Source organism: Nocardioides pocheonensis, assembly GCF_003725535.1.
GTDB classification, from domain to species: domain Bacteria; phylum Actinomycetota; class Actinomycetes; order Propionibacteriales; family Nocardioidaceae; genus Marmoricola; species Marmoricola pocheonensis.
In genome coordinates this window covers 1-21,973 of record NZ_RJSF01000005.1, presented here as the reverse complement: position 1 = coordinate 21,973, position 21,973 = coordinate 1, and the positions used below count along the sequence as shown (strand labels likewise).

The window sequence follows — 21,973 nt, the reverse complement described above, 5'->3', positions numbered from 1 at the left end:
GCCGGGGAGGCGGCGATCGGCTGAAGACTCCGAACGTCGGGGCCGCTGCTCACTTCGGCAGGAGATCCGTCGAATGACAACAGCCCGCGCGGGTCGTCAGCCTGCGAGGTGGCGCCACGTCGGGGCGAGCTCGTCCCAGTCGCCGACCGCGGCGACCTCGCCGTCGACGAGGACGACGACCTGGTCGGCCTGGGCGAGGGCTGCGCGCTTGGCGGTGGCACCGATCACGGTCGTGCGCCGCTCGCGCAGGGCGGCCCAGAGCTCGATCTCGGTGTTGGCGTCGAGGGCGCTCGACACGTCGTCGGCCAGGAGCAGCTCGGCGTCCGTCGCCAGCGCCCGGGCCAGGGCGAGCCGTTGGACCTGCCCTCCCGAGAGTCGTACGCCGCGGTGACCGACCCGCGCGTCCTTGCCGCCGGCCTCCTCGATGTCGCGTCCGAGCCGGGCGGCGGCGACCGGGTCGTCGAAGGCCCGCCGGTGACCCAGCAGCACGTTGTCGGAGAAGCTGCCGGACAGCACCCGAGGCACCTGGGCGACGTGGGCGACCTGCGCCGGCCGGAGGAAGGACTGCGGGTCGGTGACCTCTTGGCCGTTCCAGCGCAGCGAGCCCGCGTGCTCCATCAGCCCGGCGAGCGCCGAGAGCAGGCTCGACTTGCCGGAGCCGACCTGCCCGACCAGGAGCACGAGCTCGCCGGCCCTCACGGTGAGGTCGAGGTTGCTGACGCCGATCGTGCCGTCGTCGTGGATCGCCGAGAAGCCGGCGAGCTCCAGGCGCTCGAGCGGCACGCGCCGTACGGGCGCCGGCTCGGGAGCCGCGCCACTGACGAGGTCCACCCCGGGGGGAAGGTCCATCAGGTCGGCCCCGCCGGCGAAGCGGCTGGTCTCCTTCTGCCAGGCCCGCGTCCCGGGCGCCTCGGTGACCACCATCCCGGCTACCCGGCCGAACCAGTCGAATCCGGCGACCGCGTTGGCGACGAGCAGGGCGATCGCCAGGCTCCAGCCGCCCTCGAAGTAGATCGCCCACGACGCGACGACGCCGCTCTGCACCATCACCATGGGTACGCCGTCCAGGAACGCCTGCACCCGGTGCTCCTTCACCGCAGCAGCGACCCGGCCCGAGTCGACGTGGCGCAGGTGGGCGTGCACCTCCGGGATGGCCGCGGCGAGCTTCACGGTGCGCGCCGAGTCCAGCGCCGAGACCAGGGCGCGGCCGAACCGCGCCCGGGCAGCGGACGACGCGGCCGCCGACCGACCCGCGATCGGGCGGCCCAGCGTCGAGGCGAGCGCCGACGAGACCATCACCACGAGAAGCACCGTGCCGGCCAGCCACGTGCCGGCGAGCAGCGCGGTGATGCCGGCGATGATCAGGCCGTTGACGAAGTCGACCCAGCGGTCGGCGTACCGGGCGTAGCGGTCGGCGTCCATCGAGCGCGCGACGACCTCGCCCGGTGGGGTGCGCGCGAGCCGACGCTGCCTGGTCTGTCCGTGCAGGACGGACATCCGGGCCCGGAGCATCACCTCGACCCACCAGCGGGGGTAGCGCCAGAACGCGTTGGCCAGCAGGACCGGGGCGGCGAGCATGCTCACGACGACGGCGCCGGTCAGCCACGTCGGGCTTCCGCCGTGCCGGAGGTCCTCGACGACGCGTCCCCAGAGCAGGCCGGTGACGGCACCTTGAGCCCCGGTCAGGGAGGCGAGCAGGAACATCAACGCGCCCAGTGCGCCCCACCACGGGCGCACCGCGAGGGCGTGCGCGATCCCGCGCGCGAGGGACGGTCCGGTGCCGACGGCGGCGAGCTCGGGCGGCGGGCCGGAGCGCCGGCGTCCACCGACGGCGTGGTGCTCGGGCTCCGCGGGCTCGGCGGCGGAGAGCTCGGCCGCGACCGTGCCCCGGTCGTCGAGTCCGTCCGCGGCGGCGGTGTCGTGCCCGTGGTCGGTGCGACTGGCGCGGAGCAGCTCGCGGAACGGTCCGGGCGTGACGGCGAGCTCGGTGCGGGTGCCCTGCTGGACGACGCGACCGTGGTCGAGGACCGCGACCAGCGGCGCCCGCTCGATCGTGGACAGTCGGTGGGCGACGAGGATGCCGGTGCGGGCGGCGAGCAGTCGATCGGCTGCGGCGACGACGCGGGTCTCGGTGAGCGGGTCCATCCGCGCGGTGGCCTCGTCGAGGACGACCACGCGGACGTCGCGCACCAGCAGCCGGGCGAAGGCGACGAGCTGTTCCTCCCCGGCCGAGAGCGACGTGCCGCCCGGACCGAGGAGGGTGTCGAGGCCGTCCGGCAGACCCGCGATCCAGCCGTCCAGGCCCAGCTCGACCACCGCCGCCTCCACCTTGCTCCGGGGCAGGTCGCCGAAGAGCGTGATGTTCTCGGACAGCGTGCCGGCGAGGATCTCGGTGCGCTGCGTGACCACGCCGACCGCACGCCGCAGCCGCTGGAGGTCCAGGTCGCGGACGTCGGCCCCGCCCAGGAAGACCGTGCCGCGCGGCGGTTCCATGGCGCGCGAGATGAGCGCCGCCAGCGTCGACTTGCCGGAGCCGGTGCGGCCGACCAGGGCGACGGTCTGACCCGCGGGGACCCTCAGGTCGATGCCCTCCAGCGCGAAGGTGCCCTCGGCGTAGGCGAAGTCGAGGTGACGCAGCTCGAGGTCGAGCGGCCCGTCCGGGAGCGTGTTCCCGCCCTCTGGCTCGGGCGGCATGGCCAGCATCTGCCGCAGCCGGATGACGGCGCCGAGGCCGGCCTGCAGGTCCGGCAGGTGGTAGGTCACCATCGCGATCTGGCCGACGAACGTCGAGGTGACCAGGAACAGTGTCACCAGCTGGGCGACCGAGAGGTGGTCGCGGGAGGCGAGGACCACCCCGGCGACCGCGATGCCCGCGAGCAGGGCGTGCAGCATGACGCCGGCGCGGCGTACCAGTCGGCTCTCGATGTCGACGACGGCCTTGAACTTCGCGTGCACGTCGGCGGAGAGCCGGGCGACCCGGCGTACGACGTGGGCCTGGCCGAGGCTGGTGCGCAGGTCGTCGCGCCCGGCGATCCCCTCCTCGAGCACGGCGGCGTGGTCGGTCCACGCCATCTCCTCGACGACCTTCCGCCGCGAGATCTCACCGAGCAGCGACCGGATGGCGAGCCAGGTGAGGGCCGCGAGCACCGGGAAGAGCACGAAGGACGGCCACCAGGTCAGGCCGGCGACGAGCCACATCGGCACGGTGCCGAAGAGGGTGCGCGCGAGCATCCAGATCTGCCACCGGACGAGGTTGCCGACCTCGTGGGTGTCGTCGTCGACCCGGTCGAGGACCTCGCCGACGGCCTGCTCGTTCAGCGCGGACAGTGGCTGGCGCAGGGCGGCCCGGAGCAGGTCCTCGCGCAGGCGGCCTTCGGCGCGATCGGAGCGGCCGACCCAGGCGATCTTGCCGGCGGTGTCCACGACGGCCGCACCGACGAGGCAGGCAGCCAGCAGCCAGACCAGGCTGCGGGACGGGTGCTCCGCGAGCCGCCCGGCCACGACGGTGCCGAGCGTCATCCCGACCGCGCCGACCGCGGAGGCGGCGAGGGCAGCGGCTGCGACCGGACTGCTCAGCCGGCGCAGGTCGACGCGGCGGGACGGATCGACGACCGGCAGCGTCGCGCGCTGCTGGTCGGTGATGTCGGCCCGAGCCGTGGTGAGTGTCATGGCCCCGACCACGTTATGCGGGCCGCCGACGGTTCTCTCCTGGTTTTCCGGCCCGTCCAGGGTTGTCGTATCGGGGCCGGGCCGTTCGTGGAGCAGGTGAGGGGCCACCAGGGCCCACGAGGTGAAGGGAGCTGCACCATGCGGCTGACGACGATGACGCAGGTCACCGTGGATGGTGTGATGCAGGGGAACGGCCACGCCACCGAGGAGGAGCGCCGGGGTGGCTTCGACCGCGCCGGGTGGGCCATGGGGAGGTTCGACGACGAGACCTCCACGTTGATCACCGAGACCTACCAGCGCGCCGACGCGTTCCTGTTCGGCCGGCGTACCTACGAGATGTTCGCCGAGACGTGGGGACGACGCGAGGAGATGCGCGGCCACCCGATCGGCGTCGCGTTGAACAGCACGCCCAAGTACGTCGCGTCGACCACGCTCACCGACCCGCAATGGGCAGACACCACCGTCCTCGGCGCGGACCTTGCTGCTGCGATCAGGGACCTGAAGGCCACGGCGTCGGGCGAGCTGCAGGTGCACGGCAGCGGTGGCCTGATCCGCTGGCTGCTGGCGCACGACCTGGTCGACGAGCTCACCCTGCTCGTCGTTCCTGTCATCCTCGGCCAGGGTGTTCGGCTGTTCCCCGATGCCGGCCCGGACGTCGCGCTGGAGCTCGTCAGCTCGCACGCCGACTCGAAGGGCGTGTCGGTCCAGGTGTACCGGCCGGCCGGGCGTCCGACGTACGCGCCGAATCACGTGTAGCCGGCGGGACCGCGCAGTGCCTGTGTGGGAAACTGCGTGGCCACCACCTTCCTCCCTGGTGATCAGGGAGGCGCCACTCACGGCACCGAGGAGCAGCGTGTCCGCATCGGCACAGCCCGACGACCGGGCCTGGGAGCAGGTCGGGCGCGCGTCGTACGTCTCGTTCACCAGCTACCGCAAGAACGGCACGCCCGTGTCCACGCCGGTATGGATCGCTCCCGACGGCGACGACCTGTACTTCTTCTCGGACACCGATGCCTTCAAGGTCACGCGCATCCGGAACAACCCCGCCGTCACGCTCCAACCCTGTGACGTCCGCGGCCGCGTCAAGGCCGGCGCCCCGCTGGTCAACGGCAGGGCCGAGGTGCTCGACCATGCCGACAGTCCGCGCGTACGACGCATCGTCAACCGGAAGTACCGGGTGCAGGGCACCATCGGCACCCTGTTCAGCCGACTCCGGGGGTCCGAGGCGTCGATCGGGATCCGCATCCAGAAGGCCTAGCCGGCTCGAGGCCCATCTCGTCAGGCAGAGCCGTCCAGCTCGTCCCGGAGACGGGCGGCGAGGTTCACCGACGACTCGATCTCGCTGCGGCGGTTGGAGACGCTCTCCACGTTGATCCCGAACGGGACGCCGACCCGTCGGCAGTACGCGATCAGCTCGCGCGCGGTCGCGAAGGCCTGGTCGAAGGAGGCCTCCAGGGTGTCCTCGGCATGCCGGAGCTCGTTCTGGATCCAGCGCGGCACGTCCACGCCGAGCCACTGCAGGAACTCCAGGGTCTTCATCGACCCGCACACCGAGAAGGTGAAGACGATCGGCACCGGGTCGACGCTGCGCTGCACGCACTCGTAGAGGTAGTCCGAGACGAGGTTCTTGGCCGCGTTGACGTCGTACACCACCTGGGTGACGAAGAACGAGCATCCGGCAGCCTGCTTGGCGAGCATCCGCAGGTGCTCCTCGCCGGTGCGGGTGTGGCGCTCCGGGATCGCGACGGCGCCGAGCAAGAGGTCCGGTGCCGCTTCGGCCCGCAGATCCTGGGCGCGTCGCAACGACGTCGCGACCGGCTTGGTGCGCGAGGAGGCTCCGACGAAGACGGTCAGGACACGGTCCGGCTCCTGGGTGCTCAGCCAGGACCTGAGCTCAGGCTCGGCATGTTTCCCGACCGCCCGGTAGACGACAGTGGGGATGTTCCAGCCCTCGAGGTGACGGGAGAGGTACTCCGCCGGATCCATGGTGGGCAGGAACGGGAACGGACGTTCCTCGGGGTTGCGGTCGCTCTCGTCGTCGATGTCGTAGAGCACGAGGCCGTCCAGGTCCAGGTCCTGGAGCCGCTTGGCCGTGACGTCGGCAATCTCCTGGACCCTGACCGCGGGCGTCGCCTCCCGCGGCGGGGTCAGCGCGAAGAGCAGGAACTCGCCCCGACGTTCGAGGATGCGTCGCTGCAGATCCACGCGGCGACCCTATCCGGCGGTGCTCAGGGCCGGAACTCCCGCGGCGGGTCCTCGCCGACCCGGCCGTCGACGACCTCCCGGATCAGGTCGGCATGGCCGCAGTGCCGGGAGTACTCCTCGCACACGTCGGCGACCATGCGCCGCAGGTTGGGGGTGCGACCGTCGTCCCACGTGAAGCGGCCCGGCGTACCCGGTCCGCCCTCGGCCAGCGCCGCGGCGATCATCTCGTCCGCGCGGCCCACCGCGCCCTTCCACAGCGCGTAGAGCTCCTCCGGGCTGTCGTCGGCCGCCGAGCGCCACTCCCAGTCCGGGCCGGAGTCCCAGTCGCCCTCCTCCCACGGGGAGAGATAGCGCTCGCCGCGCAGCTTGACCGCGAACCAGTCGGTCTCGACGAGCGCGAGGTGCTTGAGCAGGCCGCCGAGGGTGATCGTGCTCGCGCCGATCGTGGTGGTCAGGCCCGCGGCGTCCAGGTCCCAGCACTTCCACGCGAACGTACGCCGCGTGCGGGCCAGGCTGCTGAGCATGGTGGCGACCTCGTCGCCGTCCATGACCACGGTGAAGTCGGCGTCGAGCGCCCCGGGAACTCTCGTCTCCGTCATGCGGAGCACGCTACGGGCGGGTGCGGACAGTCTGCAGCCCGACATCGCCGTCGGCCGCGCTGGTCACGATGTGACCTCGGAAGTCACGCCTTCAGGGTGTCAGCACCATCCACCCAGGAGGACACCATGCCCAGTGCCAGCAAGATGACGACCCCCGTGGCGGTCGACCTGCCCGAGCTCGAGGGCCGGTACGCCGAGCTCGGCGGCTACACCGTCGGGTTCGAGACCTACCGGCAGGACGCCGATCCCGCACCCTTGTTCGCCGGCCTCCCCGACGACCGCTGCCAGTGCCCGCACTGGGGCGTCGTGCAGTCCGGCCAGATCACGTTCCGCTGGGCCGACCGCGAGGAGACCTACGGCGCCGGTGACGCCTACTACGCGACGCCCGGTCACCTCCCCCTGATCGCGGCGGGCACCAGCGTCGTCGAGTTCAGCCCGACCGACGCCCTGGGCGAGACGATGGCCGCCATCGAGGGCAACCTCGCCGCACTCGAGGCAGGTGTGCGATGACCACCTCGACGATGCCGTCGCCGGCGACCCTCCAGTCCAGCGTCGAGAAGTTCGTGGCGTTCCTCGAGAGCGGAGGCGACGCCCCCGAGGGACTGTTCGCGCCGACCGTCTTCGGCGACCTGACCTTCCCGCACTGGCGCGTCCAGACCGACGGGGCCGACGAGCTCGTCGCTGGTCGGCGGCGGATGCATCCCCAGCCCGGGCGCGTCCGGCTGGAGCGGGTGACCCCCACGGAGACGGGCTACCTGGTCAAGCTGGAGGAGCGCTGGGAGGACGACGGCCAGCAGTGGTACTGCCGGGAAGGCTTCGTCCTCGACCTCGACGACACCGGTGCGATCTGCGACTTCACGGTCTACTGCACCGGCGACTGGGACGAGGACCGTCAGCGCGAGCACGCGAACGCCGTCACCCTGCTGCGCCCTTAGTGCCACCATGGAGCCCGTGGGAACCACCGCGGCGGACCTCCCGGACCCGGCCCTCCAGGCGCTGCGCCTGGCCGAGACCTATGTCTTCGGCACCGAGCCGGGCAAGATCCCCGCGGTCCTGCACGAAGCCTTCGAGGCCTCCACCGACGACCGGGTTCGTGCCCGCCTCGGCGCCACGCTCGCGCGCTGCTGGGCGTACGCCGGGGCGCACGCCCGCGCGGTGCCTTTCGCCGACGCTGCCCTCGCCCACGCGACCGCGACCGGTGACGACGTGCTCGTCGCGGATGCGCTCGACGCCGCGCTCGCCACGCACTGGGGGCCCGACGAGCTGTCCGTCCGCACCGATCTGGCGCGGCGGCTCGACGACGTCACCGCTCACTTGACCGACGTGGACGTGCGCACCCAGGCCCACCTGTGGACCCTGACGGTCGCCCTCGAGGTGCTCGATCTGCCGGCGATGAACCGCCAGATGCGTGCGCTGGAGCTGCTGGGCGAGGAGTCGTCGCGCGCGATGTTCTTCGCCGCCTCGCGCCGGCTCACGCTCGACCTGCTCCGGGGAAGGACGGACACCGCCGCGGAGCTGGTCGCGGTCGCCGGCCGGGCGCTGGAGACGGCCCATCTGGCCGACGGCCCGCTGGTGGTGTCGAGCATGCGCGCGTACGCCGCGGTCCACAGCGGCGACCGGGCCACGGCCGCGGAGCTGGCCCAGCTGGCGGAGGACTTCGCGGTCGCCGAAGGTGTCCGCGAGCTCTACGCCGAGGCGGCCTGGATGTGGCTCGGCGCCGGTGAGGTCGAGCGGGCCATCTCCCTGGCGGCGACGTTCGACGCCGGTGTGCTGGCCGCGCTGCCCCGCGACTTCAGCTACCTGCCGACCCTGCAGCTGGTCCTGGACGTCGCACTCCACGCCGCCGACACCGACCTCGTAGCCCGGGTCGCACCGTTGCTCGCCCCGTACGCCGGCCGGGCCGTGGTCGCCTCGGGCGCCCTGATGTTCCACGGGGTCACCGACGACCCGTTGTCCCGGGCTGCCGGCCTCCTCGGGGATCACGAGACGGCGACGCGGTTGCGGGCCGACGCGCTGGCGGCGTACACGCGGATCGGCGCGACCTGGTGGCGCCAGCGGCTTGAGCGCTGGGTCACCGGGGAGCACGCCGTCACCGAGGACAGCCAGGCGGCCGACAGCAGGATGACCCTGCGTCCCGGACCTCCCGGGACCTGGCTGGTCGGTCACGCCGGCACCACGACAGCCGTGCCGGCGCGGAAGGGCATGGCGCACCTGCACGCGCTGCTGTCCCGGCCGGGCAGCGGCGTGGACGCGGTCGTGCTCGCCGGCGGGCAGGTCGCCGAGGGCGACCTCGGCCCTCGCGCCGACACGGTCGCACTGGACGCCTACCGCCGTCGGCTGCGAGAGCTGGACGACGCGCTCGACGCCGCCGACCTCAACGGCGACGCGACCGCTGCGGAGAGCCTGGTCGCCGAGCGAGCGGCGCTGCTGGCCGAGGTCTCGGCGGCCACCGGCCTCGGGGGACGAGCCCGCCACGTCGGAGGCAGCGCCGAGCGTGCCCGGGTGACCGTGCGCAAGGCGATCGCGGCTGCCATCGAGACGATCAAGGCTGCTGATCCGGTCGTCGGCCGGCACCTGGCGACCCACGTCCGCACCGGCTTCACGTGCAGCTACGAGCCCGATGCCGACCGGTCGCTGACCTGGGAGCTGTGAACAGCGTCGAGCGCTCCGGCTGGGTACCGTGCACGCATGCCCATCAGGCTCGAGAACGTCGCCATCGCCGTGCGTGACCTCGAGGAGGCGATCGCCTTCTTCACCGACCTCGGGCTCTCGGTCCTCGGCCGCGACACGGTCAGCGGCGAGTGGACCGACACGGCGGTGGGTCTGGACGGCAACCACGCCAAGATCGCCATGCTCCAGACTCCGGACGGTCAGGGTCGCCTCGAGCTGTTCGAGTACCTCCACCCCGACGCGATCGAGACCGCGCCGACCCTGCCCCACGAGATCGGCATGCACCGCGTGGCCTTCTCCGTCGACGACCTCGACGAGGCGCTCGAGATCGCCGCGCGACACGGGTGCCACCCCCTGCGGGGCGTCGCGACGTACGAGGACATCTACCGGCTCACCTACGTCCGCGGGCCCAGCGGCATCATCGTGATGCTCGCCGAGGAGTTGAAGAAGGCCTGAGAGCGACCGTGCACCTCGGCATCGCCCGAGGGCCGGCTTCCCGGTCCTTCGGTCACGACGCCGGCTTGCGCCCGAGCACGTACAGCCGCTGCGTGGTCTCACCCCGGCCCGTGAGCGGCCCGCGGAGGTACCACTCCACGTCGACCAGACCGGCCGACTCGACCACGCCGACGACGAAGGCGGGGTCGTGGAGGACGACGTCGAGGTCGACCTCCTGCTCGAACCAGTCGTCGAGGTGGCGCACCTCCGCGCCGGCGTGAAGGGCGAGGACCAGCCAGCCGTCGAGGGCGAGCGGGCGGGCCAGCGCGGCCACCGCGTCGGGGAGCTCGGAGGCGGCGAGGTGGATGAGGGAGTACCAGCCCAGCACGGCCTTCCACCCCGGCCCGGTGGCGGGCCGGGCGAGGCGGCGCAGGTCGCCGACCGCATAGGTGACGTCAGGGAAGCGGCGTCGGGCCTCGGCCACCATCTCCGGGGAGAGGTCGAGTCCGGTGGCCTCGGCTCCGCTCGCGGCCAGGTACGCCGTGACGTGTCCCGGGCCCGAGCCGACCTCCACGACGGGCCCGCCGGCCACCTGGTCGAGCACCCGGTCCAGGAGCCATCGCTCGAACGGGAGATCGTCGAGCTCGTCGACGAGGTGGTCGGCGTACGCCTCCGCAACGGCGTCGTACGACGCGCGCACCGAGGCGTCGCGCCGGTCGGCGCCGCCGGCGATCACCGAGTCCCGGTCGACCGCGGGCTCAGCCGTGGCCACGGGCTGCTCGGGCACCGGCCCGAGGAGGTGCACCCAGCGCCGGTCGTGCTGCCCGGCCTGGCGCTCGAGCTCGCGCACCAGCGGCTGCTCGCGCTCCGCCATCCGGCGCAGGCACGCCTCGACCTCGCCGCGGTCGGTGAACGGGTGCAGCCGGTCGGTGCGGGTGCGCAGCTCGCCGGGCGCCTGCGGGCCGCGGAGCAGCAGCACCGTGAGGAGGGCGCGCTCGTCGGCCTCGAGGCCGAGCTGCTCGTCGAGGACCTGGTGGTACTTCAGCGTCCGTCGCCCGGTGTCCGACCAGACGATCCGCAGCAGGCCCCGGTCCTTGAGCGACCGCGCGGTGCGCTCGACGGTCTGCTCGTCGAGGTCGAGCACCGGCTCGCGGCTGCTGGTCTGGTTGCACGCGGTGCGCAAGGCGTTGGCGGTGAGCGGGTAGGAGGCCGGCACCGTCGTCTGCTTCTCCAGCAGGCTGCCGAGGATGCGCTGGTCGACCGGGTCGAGGACGGGGAGGTCGGTCACGGTGACGACCCTAGAACGCCCCGCCAGGTCAGTGCGTGCGCGACGTCCCGGCGTGCTCGCGGTCGTCGTCGCCGAAGCGGCCCTCGCGCCAGCTGCCCTCGAGGCCGACCAGCCAGACCGCGGCGGTCCCGGCCAGCACCAGCGACAGGACGAGCGCGGTCACGCGGCGTACGGTGCCGGGCACCTGGTGCCTCCTGACCACCAGCCGCAGCGCGGGCAGCGCGCGGCCCAGCACGTGCGCGGCCATCACCGCGAACCACACGAAGAACACGCCCTTGTGCAGGCCGACCCAGTCGACCCGGAGGCCCAGGACGTCGACGACCGCCTGGCGGCTGGTGTCCTGTCCGAGCAGCACCAGCGCGACGCCGGAGCCGAGCAGGGCGAGCGTGGTGACGACCACGAGCGGGCCGAGCATCCGGAGCACCAGCGGGGGAGGGCCGGCGAGGCGGTAGCCCGCGTGGCCGGCGTAGTAGCGCACCATCCGCCACCCCGTCGTGGCAGTCTTCGCCACCGCGGGCGGGACGAGCAGGGCACCGAGGGCGACGTGCCAGCTGATCAGGCCGCGTACGTCGAGCAGGGTGAGCCCCTCCGCGAAGAACAGCACGAGCAGGAAGAGTCCGAGCCACGCGGTGAGCAGCGCGTTGCCGGCCGGGCCGCCAGTGCCCGGCAGCACCGGGTCGTGGCGCTCGCGCCGGCCGAGTGCCGTGTCGACCACGTCGCGCACCGGCGCCTGGTCACCCGCAGCATCGAACATGGGCCCAGCGTCCCACTCCGACCTCGGTGGATTCTTGGAGCGGACGCTCGCCTTCGGACGAGCGAGACCCGTCTTCGCACGGGGGCGCGACGAACGCGGGTGCCTCGCCTGCGGGGGAGAGCGCGGGCGCTCCCGTAGCGTTCGTCTCGTGCCCGACCTTGTGGAACGCGTCGACGCGTGGCAGCGGCGCCATCGGGTCGTGGGCATCCCGATCGCCGTGGTGTACAAGTTCTTCGACGACCAGGGCGGCTACCTCGCCTCGGTGATCACCTACTACGCGTTCATCGCGATCTTCCCCCTGATGCTGATCGGGTCCTCCGTGCTCGGCTTCGTGCTGCAGGGGCATCCCACCCTGCAGCGCGAGATCCTCACCTCCGCGCTCGCGCAGTTCCCGATCGTCGGCGACCAGCTCGGCCGGCCCGGCGGTCTGCAGGGGAGCGCGTCCGCGGTGGTCGTCGGCTCGGTGACCGCGCTGTACGGCGTGATCGGGCTCGGGCAGGCGGCGCACAATGCCATCAACGCCTGCTGGGCGATCCCGCGCAACGCCCGGCTGAACCCGATCGTGAGCCGGCTCCGCAGCCTGGTGTGGATCGTGGGCGCCGGCCTCGCGCTCGTGCTGATCGCGGTCGTGACCAGCCTGGGCAGCCACCTCGACGTGCTCGGCCGCAACGTCGGCTCCGAGGTGCACTGGGCGGCCCTGCTGCTGAGCGTGCTGGTCAACGCCTACGTGCTCGCGCTGATGATGCGGCTGTCGACGCCGCAGGACGAGCGCCTGCGTGACGTGCTCCCCGGCGCCGCGCTGATCGCGGTGCTGTGGCAGCTGCTCCAGCTGCTCGGGGGCGTGTACGTCGAGCACGTGATCAAGAAGGCCAACGAGATGAACGCCGTGTTCGCCCTCGTGCTCGGGCTCGTGGCGCTGATCTACATCGCGACCGTGATGGCGATGATCGGGCTCGAGGTGAACGTCGTGCTCTTCAAGCGGCTCTACCCGCGAGCCCTGCTCACCCCGTTCACCGACGCGGTGCAACTCACCCCGGCCGACGAACGGGTCTACCGGGAGTACGCCCAGGCGCAGCGGCACAAGGGCTTCGAGCAGATCGACGTCAGCTTCGGCGACCGGTCGCAGACCTAGAACGGACCGGCGTCCTTCGCGTCGTACGCCGCCGAGTCGTGCATGGAATCGTTCGCCATGGTCCCCCTCCGAGATCGGCGACCAGCCTAGCCCGGCGTCGCTCAGCCGACTTCCTTCCACGGGTCGTGCTCGGCCAGGATCCGGTCCATGCGGGCCTGGTCGAGGCGCGAGACCACGTGCTGGGTCTCCTGCGCGTCGCGCACCACCTTGGCGAGGGTGAACGACGACGTGGTCAGGAAGAGCGTGCCGAGCGCGAGGAACGCCTTCGGCCACGGGTCGGCGGGGAGGTAGTAGATCGCGATCAGCATCGTGAAGAGCGCGATGCCGAAGGCGATCGCGGACTGGGCGAAGAAGGCGGAGGTGTTCTTCGGGGGCACGGGAGCATCCATGGCTCAGACTCTGCTCGAACGCGCCCGGCCCGACATCGGTACGGATACTCAGCTTCTCGCGCTCGCCCGGTGCCACACTGCGGCGTGTGAGCTCATCGCCGGCCGCCGTCGCCGTCCAGGACCGGCTCTTCCGCGCGCTGGCGGTGCTGCGCGTGATCGTGCTGGCCAACGCGGTCGCGCTGAACCTCTACCGCTGGGGCCACTACCGGCACCCGGTGGCGGTCGCCGCGTGCGTGACGGTGATGGTGCTGTGGACCGGCCTCGCCACCTGGCTGTACGCCGACCCGCGCCGGCGTACGCGCCTGCTCCTCGGCGCCGACCTGGCGATCGCACTGGCGCTGCTGGTCGCGACGCCGCTGGTCAAGGGATCGGGCTTCCACGCGACCGTGCCCGGGTTCTGGGTGATGGCGGCCCTGCTGGCGTGGTCGATCCAGTACCGCTGGGCCGGCGGCCTCGTCGCCGGCCTGCTTCTGGCCTCGGTCGACCTGTCCCTGCGTCCGGAGATCCGGCAGTCCGACTACGGCAACGCCTTCCTGCTCGTGATCGGTGGGCCGATCGTCGGGTTCATGTGTGCGTCGCTGCAGGAGATGGCGGCCGATCGCGAGGTGGCCGAGCGGGCCGCGGCGATGGCCGCCGAGCGCGCCCGGCTCGCCCGTGTCGTGCACGACGGCGTGCTGCAGGTGCTCGCGCTGGTGCAGCGACGTGGGCGTGAGCTCGGGGGAGAGGCTGGGGAGCTCGGCCGGCTGGCCGGGGAGCAGGAGCGCGAGCTGCGCACGCTGATCCGCGCGCAGGAGGCGGTCACCCCGACCCCGGCCGACACGGTCGACCTGGTCAGCGAGCTGAGCCGGCTCGAGCGCTCGGGTTCGGTGACCGTGTCGACGCCGGCGGCTCCCGTCGAGCTGCCGGCCGCAGCCGGACGCGAGCTGCTGGCTGCCGTGCGCGCCTGCCTCGACAACGTCCGGGTCCACGTCGGCGACGACGCACCCGCCTGGGTGCTGGTCCAGGCGTTTCCCGACCGGATCGAGGTCTCGGTGCGTGACGACGGACCGGGCATCCCGCCCGGCCGGCTCGAGCAGGCGGCGGCCCAGGGCCGGCTCGGCGTGATCGGGTCGATCCGCGGCCGGATCGCCGACCTCGGCGGCAGCGCCCAGCTCGTGACCGGCTCGGGCGGCACCGAGTGGGAGCTCGTCGTCCCACGCGAGGCGCCCGGGCTCCCCTAAGGTCGTCGTGATGAGCGAGACCGAGGAGAACCCGCCCCTGCGCGTGATGGTGGTCGACGACCACCCGATGTGGCGCGACGCCGTCGAGCGCGACCTGGTCGCCGCCGGTCACGACGTGGTCGCGGTGGCGGCCGACGGGCGCGAGGCCCTGGCGCGGTTCCCTGCCGCGCGTCCCGACGTGGTCGTGCTCGACCTGCAGATCCCGGCCCCCGACGGGGTCGAGGTCACCACGCAGGTCGTCGCCCAGGACCCGGACGTCAAGGTGCTGGTCCTGTCGGCGTCGGGCGAGCAGGCCGACGTGCTCGCGGCGGTGAAGGCCGGCGCGACCGGCTACCTGGTGAAGTCGGCGTCGCGCGAGGACCTGCTGGCCGCCGTACGCCGCGTCGCCCAGGGTGACCCCGTGTTCACCCCGGGCCTGGCCGGCCTGGTGCTCGGGGAGTTCCAGCGGATCTCCGACGCGCCCACGCCCGACCCGGCGCAGCCGCGGCTGACCGAGCGCGAGACCGAGGTGCTGAAGATGGTCGCCAAGGGCCTCTCCTACCGGCAGATCGCCGAGCGGCTGGTGCTCTCGCACCGCACGGTGCAGAACCACGTGCAGAACACCCTGACCAAGCTGCAGATGCACAACCGCGTCGAGCTCACTCGCTACGCGATCGAGCAGGGGCTCGACGCCGACTGAGCCCGGGCCTAGGGTGACCGCAGTCGAGAAGGGGAGATCGATGCGCCGTCTGGTCCTGCTTGTCACCGTCCTCGGAGTGCTCGGGTTCGCGGCTCCTGCCGCGGCGATCACCTACGGCACCGCCGACGGCACCGGTCATCCCAATGTCGGCGGCCTCGTGGCCGCGCAGGCGTACTCCGACGGCACCTGGATCTACTGCTCCGGCACGCTGATCGCGCCGAAGGTGTTCCTGACCGCGGCGCACTGCGCCGAGGGCGATCGGGTCCGGGTCACCTTCGACCCGGCGTACCAGGACGGCGACAAGGTGTACGCCGGCACCTGGCACGCCGATCCGCTCTACAACGGCGCACAGAGCGACCCGCACGACATCGCCGTCGTCGTGCTCGACACCGCGCCGAGGATCACCCCGGCCAAGCTGCCCGCGGCCGGCTCGCTGTCGAACCTGCCGAGCACGCAGCAGTTCACCTCGGTCGGGTACGGCGCCCACGAGGTTACCAACTCGCCCGGTGGCCACCAGTACCTCTACGACGACGTGCGGATGGTCGCGACCGGCACGCTGAACTCGATCAACCCGGCCTGGCTGCGGATCTCGATGAACCCGTCGACCGGCAACGGCGGCACCTGCTACGGCGACTCCGGCGGGCCGAACTTCCTCGGCAGCTCCGACGTCGTCGCCGCCACGACGATCACCGGCGACGCGATCTGCCGGTCGACCAACGTGGACTACCGGCTGGACACCGCCTCCGCGCGAGACTTCCTCGCCGGCTACGTCACCCTGCCGTAGGTCAGCGACTCGCGAGCTTCCCGGCGACCTGCCGGCCTGCGAGTGCCAGCACGCTGCCGCAGACGGCGCCGACCAGCCCGAAGAGGCAGAACGGGAGCAGGCGGGTGTGCAGCGGCGCCGCGCCGTCGTACCCGACGGTCATGAAGGTGAAGGCCAGCGCGAAGCCGTAGAGCGCCCCGACCGCTGCAGCCATGGTCCGCGACCGGCAGCACGCGCCCGACGCCAGGCCGGCGACCGCCCACGGGACGAGGCTCAGCCCGGAGCCGACGAGGACGACCCGCGCGCACAGCGCGCCGAGCACGGCACCGAGGCCGACGGCGGCGACGGCCAGCGGGACGGGCCGGGTGAGGAGGGGTGCTTGCGTCACGTCGCGACCATACCTAGACTGCCTAGGTATGGGAAGAGAGCGCGTCAAGGGACACCTTGACCTGCTGATCCTGTCGGTGCTCCGGCAGGGCGCGGCCCACGGCTACGAGGTGATCGCCGAGCTGCGGCGGCGCAGCGAGGGGGAGTTCGACCTGCCGGAGGGCACGGTCTACCCGGCGCTGCACCGGCTCGAGCGCGAGGGGCTGCTGGCCAGTGACTGGGCCACCCTCGAGGGACGGCGGCGTCGGATCTACCGGCTGACCGCGCCCGGCGAGAAGGCGCTGGCGGAGCAGTCGCGGCAGTGGCACCGCTTCGCGGCGAGCATGTCCAGCGTGCTGGGGACGGCGTGATGGACCTCATCGACACCTACCTCGACGACCTCGCGGCCCGGCTGCGCGTCGGCCCGGCCCGGTCCCGCCGCTTCCTCGTGGAGGCCGAGGAGCACCTGCGCGACACCGTCGCGCGCGAGGTCGCGGCCGGTGCCGCCGAGCCCGACGCCGAGCGCGTCGCCATCGAGCGGTTCGGCACCGTCCGGCAGGTCGCGCGCGCCGCGAACGGCCCCGTCCTGGCCCGGCTCACCCCGCTCGCCCTGGGCGGCGCCCAGCTCGCTGCCGTCGGCTCGGCGACCGTGCTCGCCGGCACCCTGCTGTCGCGGCTCGTCGCCGCGGTCACCTCGACGACCGCGACCTTCGGGTTCCCGCACGACACCGTCGCCTCGGCCTCCCAGGTCGCGCACTGGCTGGCCGTGCAGCCCGGCGCCGCCGACTGGCCGGCGGCGGCCGCCTCGGAGAACGCCGCCGACACGCTGGTGCTGCGCGGCGGGTTCGCGCTGCTGTGCCTGCTGGCCAGCCTCGGCGTCCTCTGGCTGCTGCGGCGCCGGACGAGCGCGCCTGCCGACGGCGTCGTGCCGGCGATCGGCATGACGGCCTTCGGCGGCGCCGCGGCGTTCCTGCTCCTGGCCGGGTTCACCGACTCGCGCACGCCGTTCGAGTGGGGCCGCGGGCTGCTGCTCTCCGACGCGAGCGTGGCGCTGGTCGTGGCTGCGGCGTACGCCGTGGTGCTGCTGCGGCGGGTGCAGACGCCCGACGTCGCCCCGGCTCCCCGCTGACGCTCAGGAGGCGATGTCGGGAGTCTCGTCGCTCTCGGCGGTGGCTGCGGCGCGGGCCCGCTGCTCGGCGCGACGCTCGACGAACCTGCTGGCCTGCTGGTCGAGGCCGTCGAGGAACACGGCGAGCTCCTGGCGGGCCTTCTCGCCGACCTCGCCGAGGCCGGTGCGACCGAAGACGTCCCAGTGCCGCAGCACCGGCATGATCACGTCGTCGTGGTGCAGCCGCAGGTCGTAGATGCCGGCCTTGGCGATGATCATGGAGTTGCGCCGGAAGCCCGCCATGGTCGCGCCCGGCATCTCGAAGCCGATCACCTCGTCGGCGATCGCCCGCATGGTCTCGTCGGGCGCGATCTCCAGCGCCGCCGCGACGATGTTGCGGTAGAAGACCATGTGCAGGTTCTCGTCCTTGGAGATCCGGGCGAGCAGCTGGTCGGCGATCGGGTCCTGGGTGACCTTGCCGGTGTTGCGGTGCGAGACCCGGGTCGCCAGCTCCTGGAAGGACACGTAGGTCACCGCCTCGAGCGCGGTCTTGTCGCCGGAGTCGTAGCCGGACGTCATGTAGTCCATCCGCGCCCGCTCCAGCTCCACCGGGTCGACGCCGCGGGTGACCACCAGGTAGTCGCGCATCGCGATGCCGTGCCGGTTCTCCTCCGCGGTCCAGCGCCCGACCCAGGTGCCCCAGGCGCCGTCGCGGCCGAAGCGCGTGGCGATCTCGCGGTGGTAGGAGGGCAGGTTGTCCTCGGTGAGCAGGTTCGTGATCATCGCGGCCTTGGCGGTCTCCGAGAGCCGTGACTGCTCCGGCGCCCAGTCCTCGCCGCCGAGGAACGCGAAGTCGCGCCCCTCGCCCCACGGGACGTAGTCGTGCGGATGCCACTCCTGCGCCATCGCGAGGTGGCGGTCGAGGTTCGCCTCGACGACCGGCTCCAGCTCCTCCAGCAGGTGGTTCGCAGTGCTCACGCGTGCTCCCTCGGTCGGCGTTCCTGCGAGCGTACGCCGACCCGGGCGGTCGGGTCTTCGTCGCCGGTCAGCACCACCAGCCGCCGGGTGGCCCGGGTCATCGCGACGTACCGGTCGACGGCGCCCTCGACGCCGTCGCCGAAGTCCTCCGGGTCGACGAGCACGACCAGGTCGAACTCCAGGCCCTTGGCGAGCTCCGGCGTGAGCGTCCGGACCCGTGAGCTCTCGGGCACGGCGACGTCACCGACGGTGATGACGCAGGCGATGCCCTCGGCGTGCTCGGCGAGCCAGGAGTCGAGGATCGGTCGCAGGTCGGTGAGCGGCGCGTGGACCACCGGTTCGCCGGTGCTGCGGATCGAGACCGGCACGTTCGCGTCCGGCAGGGCAGCGCGGATCACCGGCGCCGCTTCGGCCATCACCTCCTCCGGCGTGCGGTAGTTGATGCTCAGCGACGCGAGCCTGACGTGGTCGAGCCCGACCCGCTCGAGGCGCTGCTCCCACGACTCGGTGAAACCGTGGCGGGCCTGGGCCCGGTCGCCGACGACCGTGAAGCTGCGCGAGGGGCAGCGGACCAGCAGCATCTGCCACTCCGCGTCGGTCAGCTCCTGGGCCTCGTCGACGACGACGTGCGCGAACGGTCCGGCGAGCAGGTCGGGGTCGAGCGCGGGCGTCGCGGACTCGTCGACCAGCGCGGCGGCGAGGTCCTCGCCGCGCAGCATCGACATCACCAGCATCTCGGAGTCGTCGGTGGCGATCAGGTCGTCAACGACGCGTGCCATCTCCTCGCGCTGGGCGGCCGCCGCGGCCTCCTCCCTGCGGCGGCGCCGCGAGGCCTCGGGGTCACCGAGGCGCTGCCGGGCCGCGTCGAGCAGCGGCAGGTCGGCGGTGGTCCACGCCTGGGCGTCGGCGCGCTGGAGGGCGCGGACCTCGTCGGGTCCGAGCCACGGTGCGCAGAGGCGCAGGTACGCCGGCACGGACCACAGGTCGGCGACCAGGTCGGTGGCCTCCACGACCGGCCAGGCCCGGCCGAACGCGGTGACCAGCGCGGTGTTCTGCACGAGCGCCCGTCGCAGCTGGTCCTCCGGCACGTCGTCGAGCTCGGCCTTGTCGACCAGGATCGTCATGAGCTCCTCCCAGACCTGGTCGCGGGCCTCGTTGTGCGGCGTGCCGGGGGCGGGTGCGTCGAACGCCTCGGCCCAGTCCTCGGTGCTCAGCCAGAGGTCGCACCACGGGGTCTCGACCTCCATGCCCTCCTTCGGCGGCTCCTCGTGGAACCGGACCGCCGGCTCGATCGCCCTCACCAGGTCTGCCGATGCCTTCAGCCGCGCCACCTCGGGGTCGCGCTCGGCAGCCGCGGCAGCCCCTTCCGGCACCAGGTCGCGCAGGGTGCAGGTCTGCACGCCCTCCTCCCCGAGGCTCGGCAGCACGTCGGAGACGTAGGCCAGGTAGGGCTGGTGGGGCCCGACGAAGAGCACGCCGCCACGGCGATGGCCGAGTCGCGGGTCGGCGTACAGGAGGTAGGCGGCGCGGTGGAGGGCCACCACGGTCTTGCCGGTGCCCGGGCCGCCGTCGACCACCAGCGCGCCGCGCGAGCCGGCGCGGATGATCGCGTCCTGGTCGGCCTGGATGGTGGTGAGCACGTCGCGCATCCGGTCCGATCGGCTGCCCGCCAGGCTGGCGATCAGTGCCGAGTCCTCGTCGAGCGCGAGCGGCCCGTCCAGCCCCTCGGCGGTGAACGCCTCGTCCCAGTAGTCGGTGACGCGGCCACGCGTCCAGCGGTAGCGCCGGCGGCTGACCAGGCCCATCGGGTTCGCGAGCGTGGCGGCGAAGAACGGCTCGGCGGCGGGGGAGCGCCAGTCCACCAGCAGCCGCCGGCCGTCGCGGTCGCCGAGCCCCAGCCGGCCGACGTACACCGGCCCGGCGTCCTCGGTGACCATCCGGCCCAGGCACAGGTCGAGCCCGTAGCGACGCAGCGTGCGCAGCCGGGCGGTGAGCCGGTGCACCTCCTGGTCGCGGTCGAGCGCCTCCTGGCCGGTGCCGCCCGGGCCCTTGCGGGCCTGGTCGAGGCGGTCGGTCAGGTCGGCGACGGTCTGCTCGAGGCTGTCGGCGACGGCGGCGAAGTGGGCCTCGTCGGCGGCGACGAGGGCGGGGTCGGACTTGGCGGCGAGATGGTCGGGGAGGGCGAAGGCACGGGTCAGGTTCGGGGTCACGACGGGCGATTCTGGGGCCGGACCGGGGCCTTGCCGCAAGACCCCGGGTGCGCTATACGTTGGAGAGGGAGAGGGGCAGTGCCCCTCTCCCTTCGTCGTCCCCGTCGTGCTCGTGGGTCAGGAGACCGCGTCGCGCACCAGCTCGGCGACCTTCTTCTCCACGGCAGGCGTCCAGGCCTGGATCGCGAACACGACCGGCCAGAGGTCGCCGTCGTCGAGGTGCGCGGCGCCCTCGAACCCGAGGGTCGAGTAGCGCTCGTTGAACTTGCCGGCGTTCTTGAAGAACAGCACGACCTTGCCGTCGGCGTTGGCGTACGCCGGCATGCCGTACCAGGTCTTCGGCTCCAGGTCGGGCGCCTCGGCGCTGACCGTGACGTGCACCCGCTCGGCGAGGGCACGGTCCTCGGGGTTCATCTTGGCGATCGAGTCGAGGACCGCCTGCAGGCCGTCGGCCTTCTTCGCGCCCTTCTTGCCCTCCGCGCGCAGCTCTGCGGCGCGGGCCTTCATCGCGGCGCGCTCCTCGGCGGTGAAACCGTCGGACTCGGTGGTGGCCTTCTTGGCAGGCATGTCGTTCCCCTTCGAGATCAGCGGCCCGGCTGGTGCCGGCCTCCTGCAAGCAAGGCTAGGGGCGGGCGTCGTACGGGTGCTTCTCGATTCCTGACCGGCTCGGCGTGGTTGTCGTTGAACCCGATCGTGTCGTCGCTCGTGGTGAGGAGTGAGGGATCCGAGCCCACGCGGGCTCCCGTACGAGGAACGGAGAACGCGATGTACGCACGAGCAGTCGCGGCCCTGGCGGTCACGGTGTCGGCACTCCTGCACCTGAAGATGTGGTTCGGAGGGGTGCGCGACCAGAGCGTCGGACCGGCCTTCCTGGTCAACACGTTCGGCGGCCTCGTCATCGCGGTGCTGCTGCTCACCTGGCGGCACTGGGTGCCCCTGCTGCTCGCGGTCGGCTTCGGCCTGTCGACCGCCGGAGCGTTCACGATCGCCGCGACGGTGGGTCTCTTCGGCGTGCACGACCACTGGACCGGCGGCTACGTCTGGACCGCCCTGATCTCGGAGGCGATCGCCGTGGTCGCCGCCCTGGTAGCCGCAGGGCGCGAGGGCTACTTCGCTCGGCTGTCCCGGCAGCGGAGTCCCGCGCTGCGCGGGGTGCACCAGCACTGAGCGTGTGTGTTTCTGGGCGCTGTCGCCGGGAAGGGTCCGGCGATTGAGGTGCGAGCGCCAGCGAGCCTCGAAGCCACGCCGCTTGGCAGGGAAGCAACCACCGCTGGTTGAGCTTGCCGAAACCGCTCTGTCGGGTCGCGGTCTGTGCCGGGGGAACGGTCGGCGGCGACGCGGGCGGCGCGCGGCCGGGTCTCGATGTCGGCCGCGGGTCTGCGCCGCCGTCCGGTGGTTGAGGTGCGAGCGCCAGCGAGCCTCGAAACCACTCTGGCCTGGTGGCGGTCTGTGCCGGGGGACGGGCAGCGACGACGGGGCATGGGGCCGGACCGGTCTCGCTGTCGGCT

23 protein-coding genes are annotated in these 21,973 nt (G+C 72.6%); 13 read left to right on the top strand and 10 right to left on the bottom strand.

The annotated features are described in order from the left end of the window. Positions 1-96: 96 nt before the first annotated feature. Entirely contained in the window at positions 97-3,669 is a 3,573-nt protein-coding gene (locus EFL26_RS02300; protein ID WP_123221282.1) for an ATP-binding cassette domain-containing protein, read from the bottom strand. Positions 3,670-3,807: 138 nt separating this feature from the next. On the opposite strand from EFL26_RS02300, the gene EFL26_RS02295 reads away from it, so the two are divergent. Both EFL26_RS02295 and EFL26_RS02290 read left to right on the top strand, forming a co-directional pair. After that, entirely contained in the window at positions 3,808-4,425 is a 618-nt protein-coding gene (locus EFL26_RS02295) for a dihydrofolate reductase family protein (RefSeq protein ID WP_123221281.1), read from the top strand. Between the two features lie 97 nt (positions 4,426-4,522). Next, on the top strand, positions 4,523-4,927 hold the full coding sequence (locus tag EFL26_RS02290; protein WP_221176808.1) for a PPOX class F420-dependent oxidoreductase: 405 nt from the start codon (positions 4,523-4,525) through the stop codon (positions 4,925-4,927). A gap of 20 nt (positions 4,928-4,947) precedes the next feature. On the opposite strand, the gene EFL26_RS02285 is transcribed toward EFL26_RS02290, so the two are convergent. Beyond that, positions 4,948-5,874 (bottom strand): methylenetetrahydrofolate reductase, encoded by a 927-nt coding sequence (locus EFL26_RS02285; RefSeq protein ID WP_123221279.1) that lies wholly within the window; start codon positions 5,872-5,874, stop codon positions 4,948-4,950. 23 nt (positions 5,875-5,897) lie between these two features. Next, entirely contained in the window at positions 5,898-6,473 is a 576-nt protein-coding gene (locus tag EFL26_RS02280) for a mycothiol transferase (RefSeq protein WP_245999966.1), read from the bottom strand. Positions 6,474-6,599: 126 nt separating this feature from the next. Here EFL26_RS02280 and EFL26_RS02275 point away from each other — a divergent pair, with 126 nt between their 5' ends. From EFL26_RS02275 to EFL26_RS02260, 4 genes are read left to right on the top strand one after another with little or no spacing between them, the layout of a single operon-like run. After that, entirely contained in the window at positions 6,600-6,983 is a 384-nt protein-coding gene (locus EFL26_RS02275) for a cupin domain-containing protein (RefSeq protein WP_123221278.1), read from the top strand. After that, positions 6,980-7,408: a hypothetical protein gene (locus EFL26_RS02270; RefSeq protein ID WP_123221277.1), complete on the top strand. Its 429-nt coding sequence runs from the start codon at positions 6,980-6,982 to the stop codon at positions 7,406-7,408. Before EFL26_RS02275 ends, EFL26_RS02270 begins: the two co-directional genes overlap by 4 nt. 16 nt (positions 7,409-7,424) lie before the next feature. Continuing rightward, entirely contained in the window at positions 7,425-9,125 is a 1,701-nt protein-coding gene (locus EFL26_RS02265) for a hypothetical protein (RefSeq protein WP_148046604.1), read from the top strand. A gap of 36 nt (positions 9,126-9,161) precedes the next feature. Further along, a complete protein-coding gene (locus tag EFL26_RS02260) occupies positions 9,162-9,599 on the top strand; it encodes a VOC family protein (RefSeq protein WP_123221275.1) in 438 nt (145 codons plus the stop codon). A 52-nt stretch (positions 9,600-9,651) separates the two neighbouring features. Here EFL26_RS02260 and EFL26_RS02255 read toward each other — a convergent pair whose 3' ends face one another. After that, positions 9,652-10,866, bottom strand: coding sequence for a DUF480 domain-containing protein (locus tag EFL26_RS02255; RefSeq protein ID WP_123221274.1), 1,215 nt, complete (start codon positions 10,864-10,866; stop codon positions 9,652-9,654). 28 nt (positions 10,867-10,894) lie between these two features. After that, entirely contained in the window at positions 10,895-11,620 is a 726-nt protein-coding gene (locus tag EFL26_RS02250; RefSeq protein ID WP_123221273.1) for a hypothetical protein, read from the bottom strand. A 148-nt stretch (positions 11,621-11,768) separates the two neighbouring features. Here EFL26_RS02250 and EFL26_RS02245 point away from each other — a divergent pair, with 148 nt between their 5' ends. Next, on the top strand, positions 11,769-12,752 hold the full coding sequence (locus EFL26_RS02245; protein WP_245999964.1) for a YihY/virulence factor BrkB family protein: 984 nt from the start codon (positions 11,769-11,771) through the stop codon (positions 12,750-12,752). A 101-nt stretch (positions 12,753-12,853) separates the two neighbouring features. Here the strand turns inward: EFL26_RS02245 and EFL26_RS02240 are convergent, their stop codons facing one another. Then, complete coding sequence (locus tag EFL26_RS02240) at positions 12,854-13,141, bottom strand: YiaA/YiaB family inner membrane protein (protein WP_123221271.1); 288 nt, start codon at positions 13,139-13,141, stop codon at positions 12,854-12,856. An 86-nt stretch (positions 13,142-13,227) separates the two neighbouring features. On the opposite strand from EFL26_RS02240, the gene macS reads away from it, so the two are divergent. The 3 genes from macS to EFL26_RS02225 are packed head-to-tail and all read left to right on the top strand — an operon-like array spanning position 13,228 to position 15,824. Continuing rightward, a complete protein-coding gene (macS, locus tag EFL26_RS02235) occupies positions 13,228-14,361 on the top strand; it encodes a MacS family sensor histidine kinase (protein WP_245999963.1) in 1,134 nt (377 codons plus the stop codon). Positions 14,362-14,371: 10 nt separating this feature from the next. Further along, positions 14,372-15,040: a response regulator gene (locus EFL26_RS02230; protein WP_221176807.1), complete on the top strand. Its 669-nt coding sequence runs from the start codon at positions 14,372-14,374 to the stop codon at positions 15,038-15,040. Positions 15,041-15,080: 40 nt separating this feature from the next. Further along, positions 15,081-15,824 (top strand): trypsin-like serine protease, encoded by a 744-nt coding sequence (locus tag EFL26_RS02225; RefSeq protein ID WP_123221269.1) that lies wholly within the window; start codon positions 15,081-15,083, stop codon positions 15,822-15,824. 1 nt (position 15,825) lies between these two features. Here EFL26_RS02225 and EFL26_RS02220 read toward each other — a convergent pair whose 3' ends face one another. Next, positions 15,826-16,191 carry a hypothetical protein gene (locus EFL26_RS02220; RefSeq protein ID WP_123221268.1) on the bottom strand — a complete coding sequence of 122 codons (366 nt, stop codon included), beginning with the start codon at positions 16,189-16,191 and terminating at the stop codon, positions 15,826-15,828. A 28-nt stretch (positions 16,192-16,219) separates the two neighbouring features. On the opposite strand from EFL26_RS02220, the gene EFL26_RS02215 reads away from it, so the two are divergent. Next, a complete protein-coding gene (locus tag EFL26_RS02215) occupies positions 16,220-16,540 on the top strand; it encodes a PadR family transcriptional regulator (RefSeq protein WP_123221267.1) in 321 nt (106 codons plus the stop codon). Continuing rightward, positions 16,540-17,298 carry an HAAS signaling domain-containing protein gene (locus EFL26_RS02210; protein ID WP_123221266.1) on the top strand — a complete coding sequence of 253 codons (759 nt, stop codon included), beginning with the start codon at positions 16,540-16,542 and terminating at the stop codon, positions 17,296-17,298. The genes EFL26_RS02215 and EFL26_RS02210 overlap by 1 nt, the downstream gene beginning before the upstream one ends. Positions 17,299-17,301: 3 nt before the next feature. Here EFL26_RS02210 and EFL26_RS02205 read toward each other — a convergent pair whose 3' ends face one another. The 3 genes from EFL26_RS02205 to EFL26_RS02195 all read right to left on the bottom strand — a co-directional run bounded on the left by EFL26_RS02205 (position 17,302) and on the right by EFL26_RS02195 (position 21,032). Further along, complete coding sequence (locus tag EFL26_RS02205) at positions 17,302-18,255, bottom strand: acyl-ACP desaturase (protein ID WP_123221265.1); 954 nt, start codon at positions 18,253-18,255, stop codon at positions 17,302-17,304. Further along, on the bottom strand, positions 18,252-20,465 hold the full coding sequence (helR, locus tag EFL26_RS02200; protein WP_245999961.1) for an RNA polymerase recycling motor ATPase HelR: 2,214 nt from the start codon (positions 20,463-20,465) through the stop codon (positions 18,252-18,254). The genes EFL26_RS02205 and helR overlap by 4 nt, the downstream gene beginning before the upstream one ends. A 117-nt stretch (positions 20,466-20,582) precedes the next feature. After that, on the bottom strand, positions 20,583-21,032 hold the full coding sequence (locus EFL26_RS02195; RefSeq protein WP_123221264.1) for an iron chaperone: 450 nt from the start codon (positions 21,030-21,032) through the stop codon (positions 20,583-20,585). 198 nt (positions 21,033-21,230) lie between these two features. Between EFL26_RS02195 and EFL26_RS02190 the strand changes: the two genes are divergently transcribed. Next, positions 21,231-21,632, top strand: a complete 402-nt coding sequence (locus tag EFL26_RS02190; protein ID WP_123221263.1) for a hypothetical protein — start codon at positions 21,231-21,233, stop codon at positions 21,630-21,632. Positions 21,633-21,973: the final 341 nt, after the last annotated feature.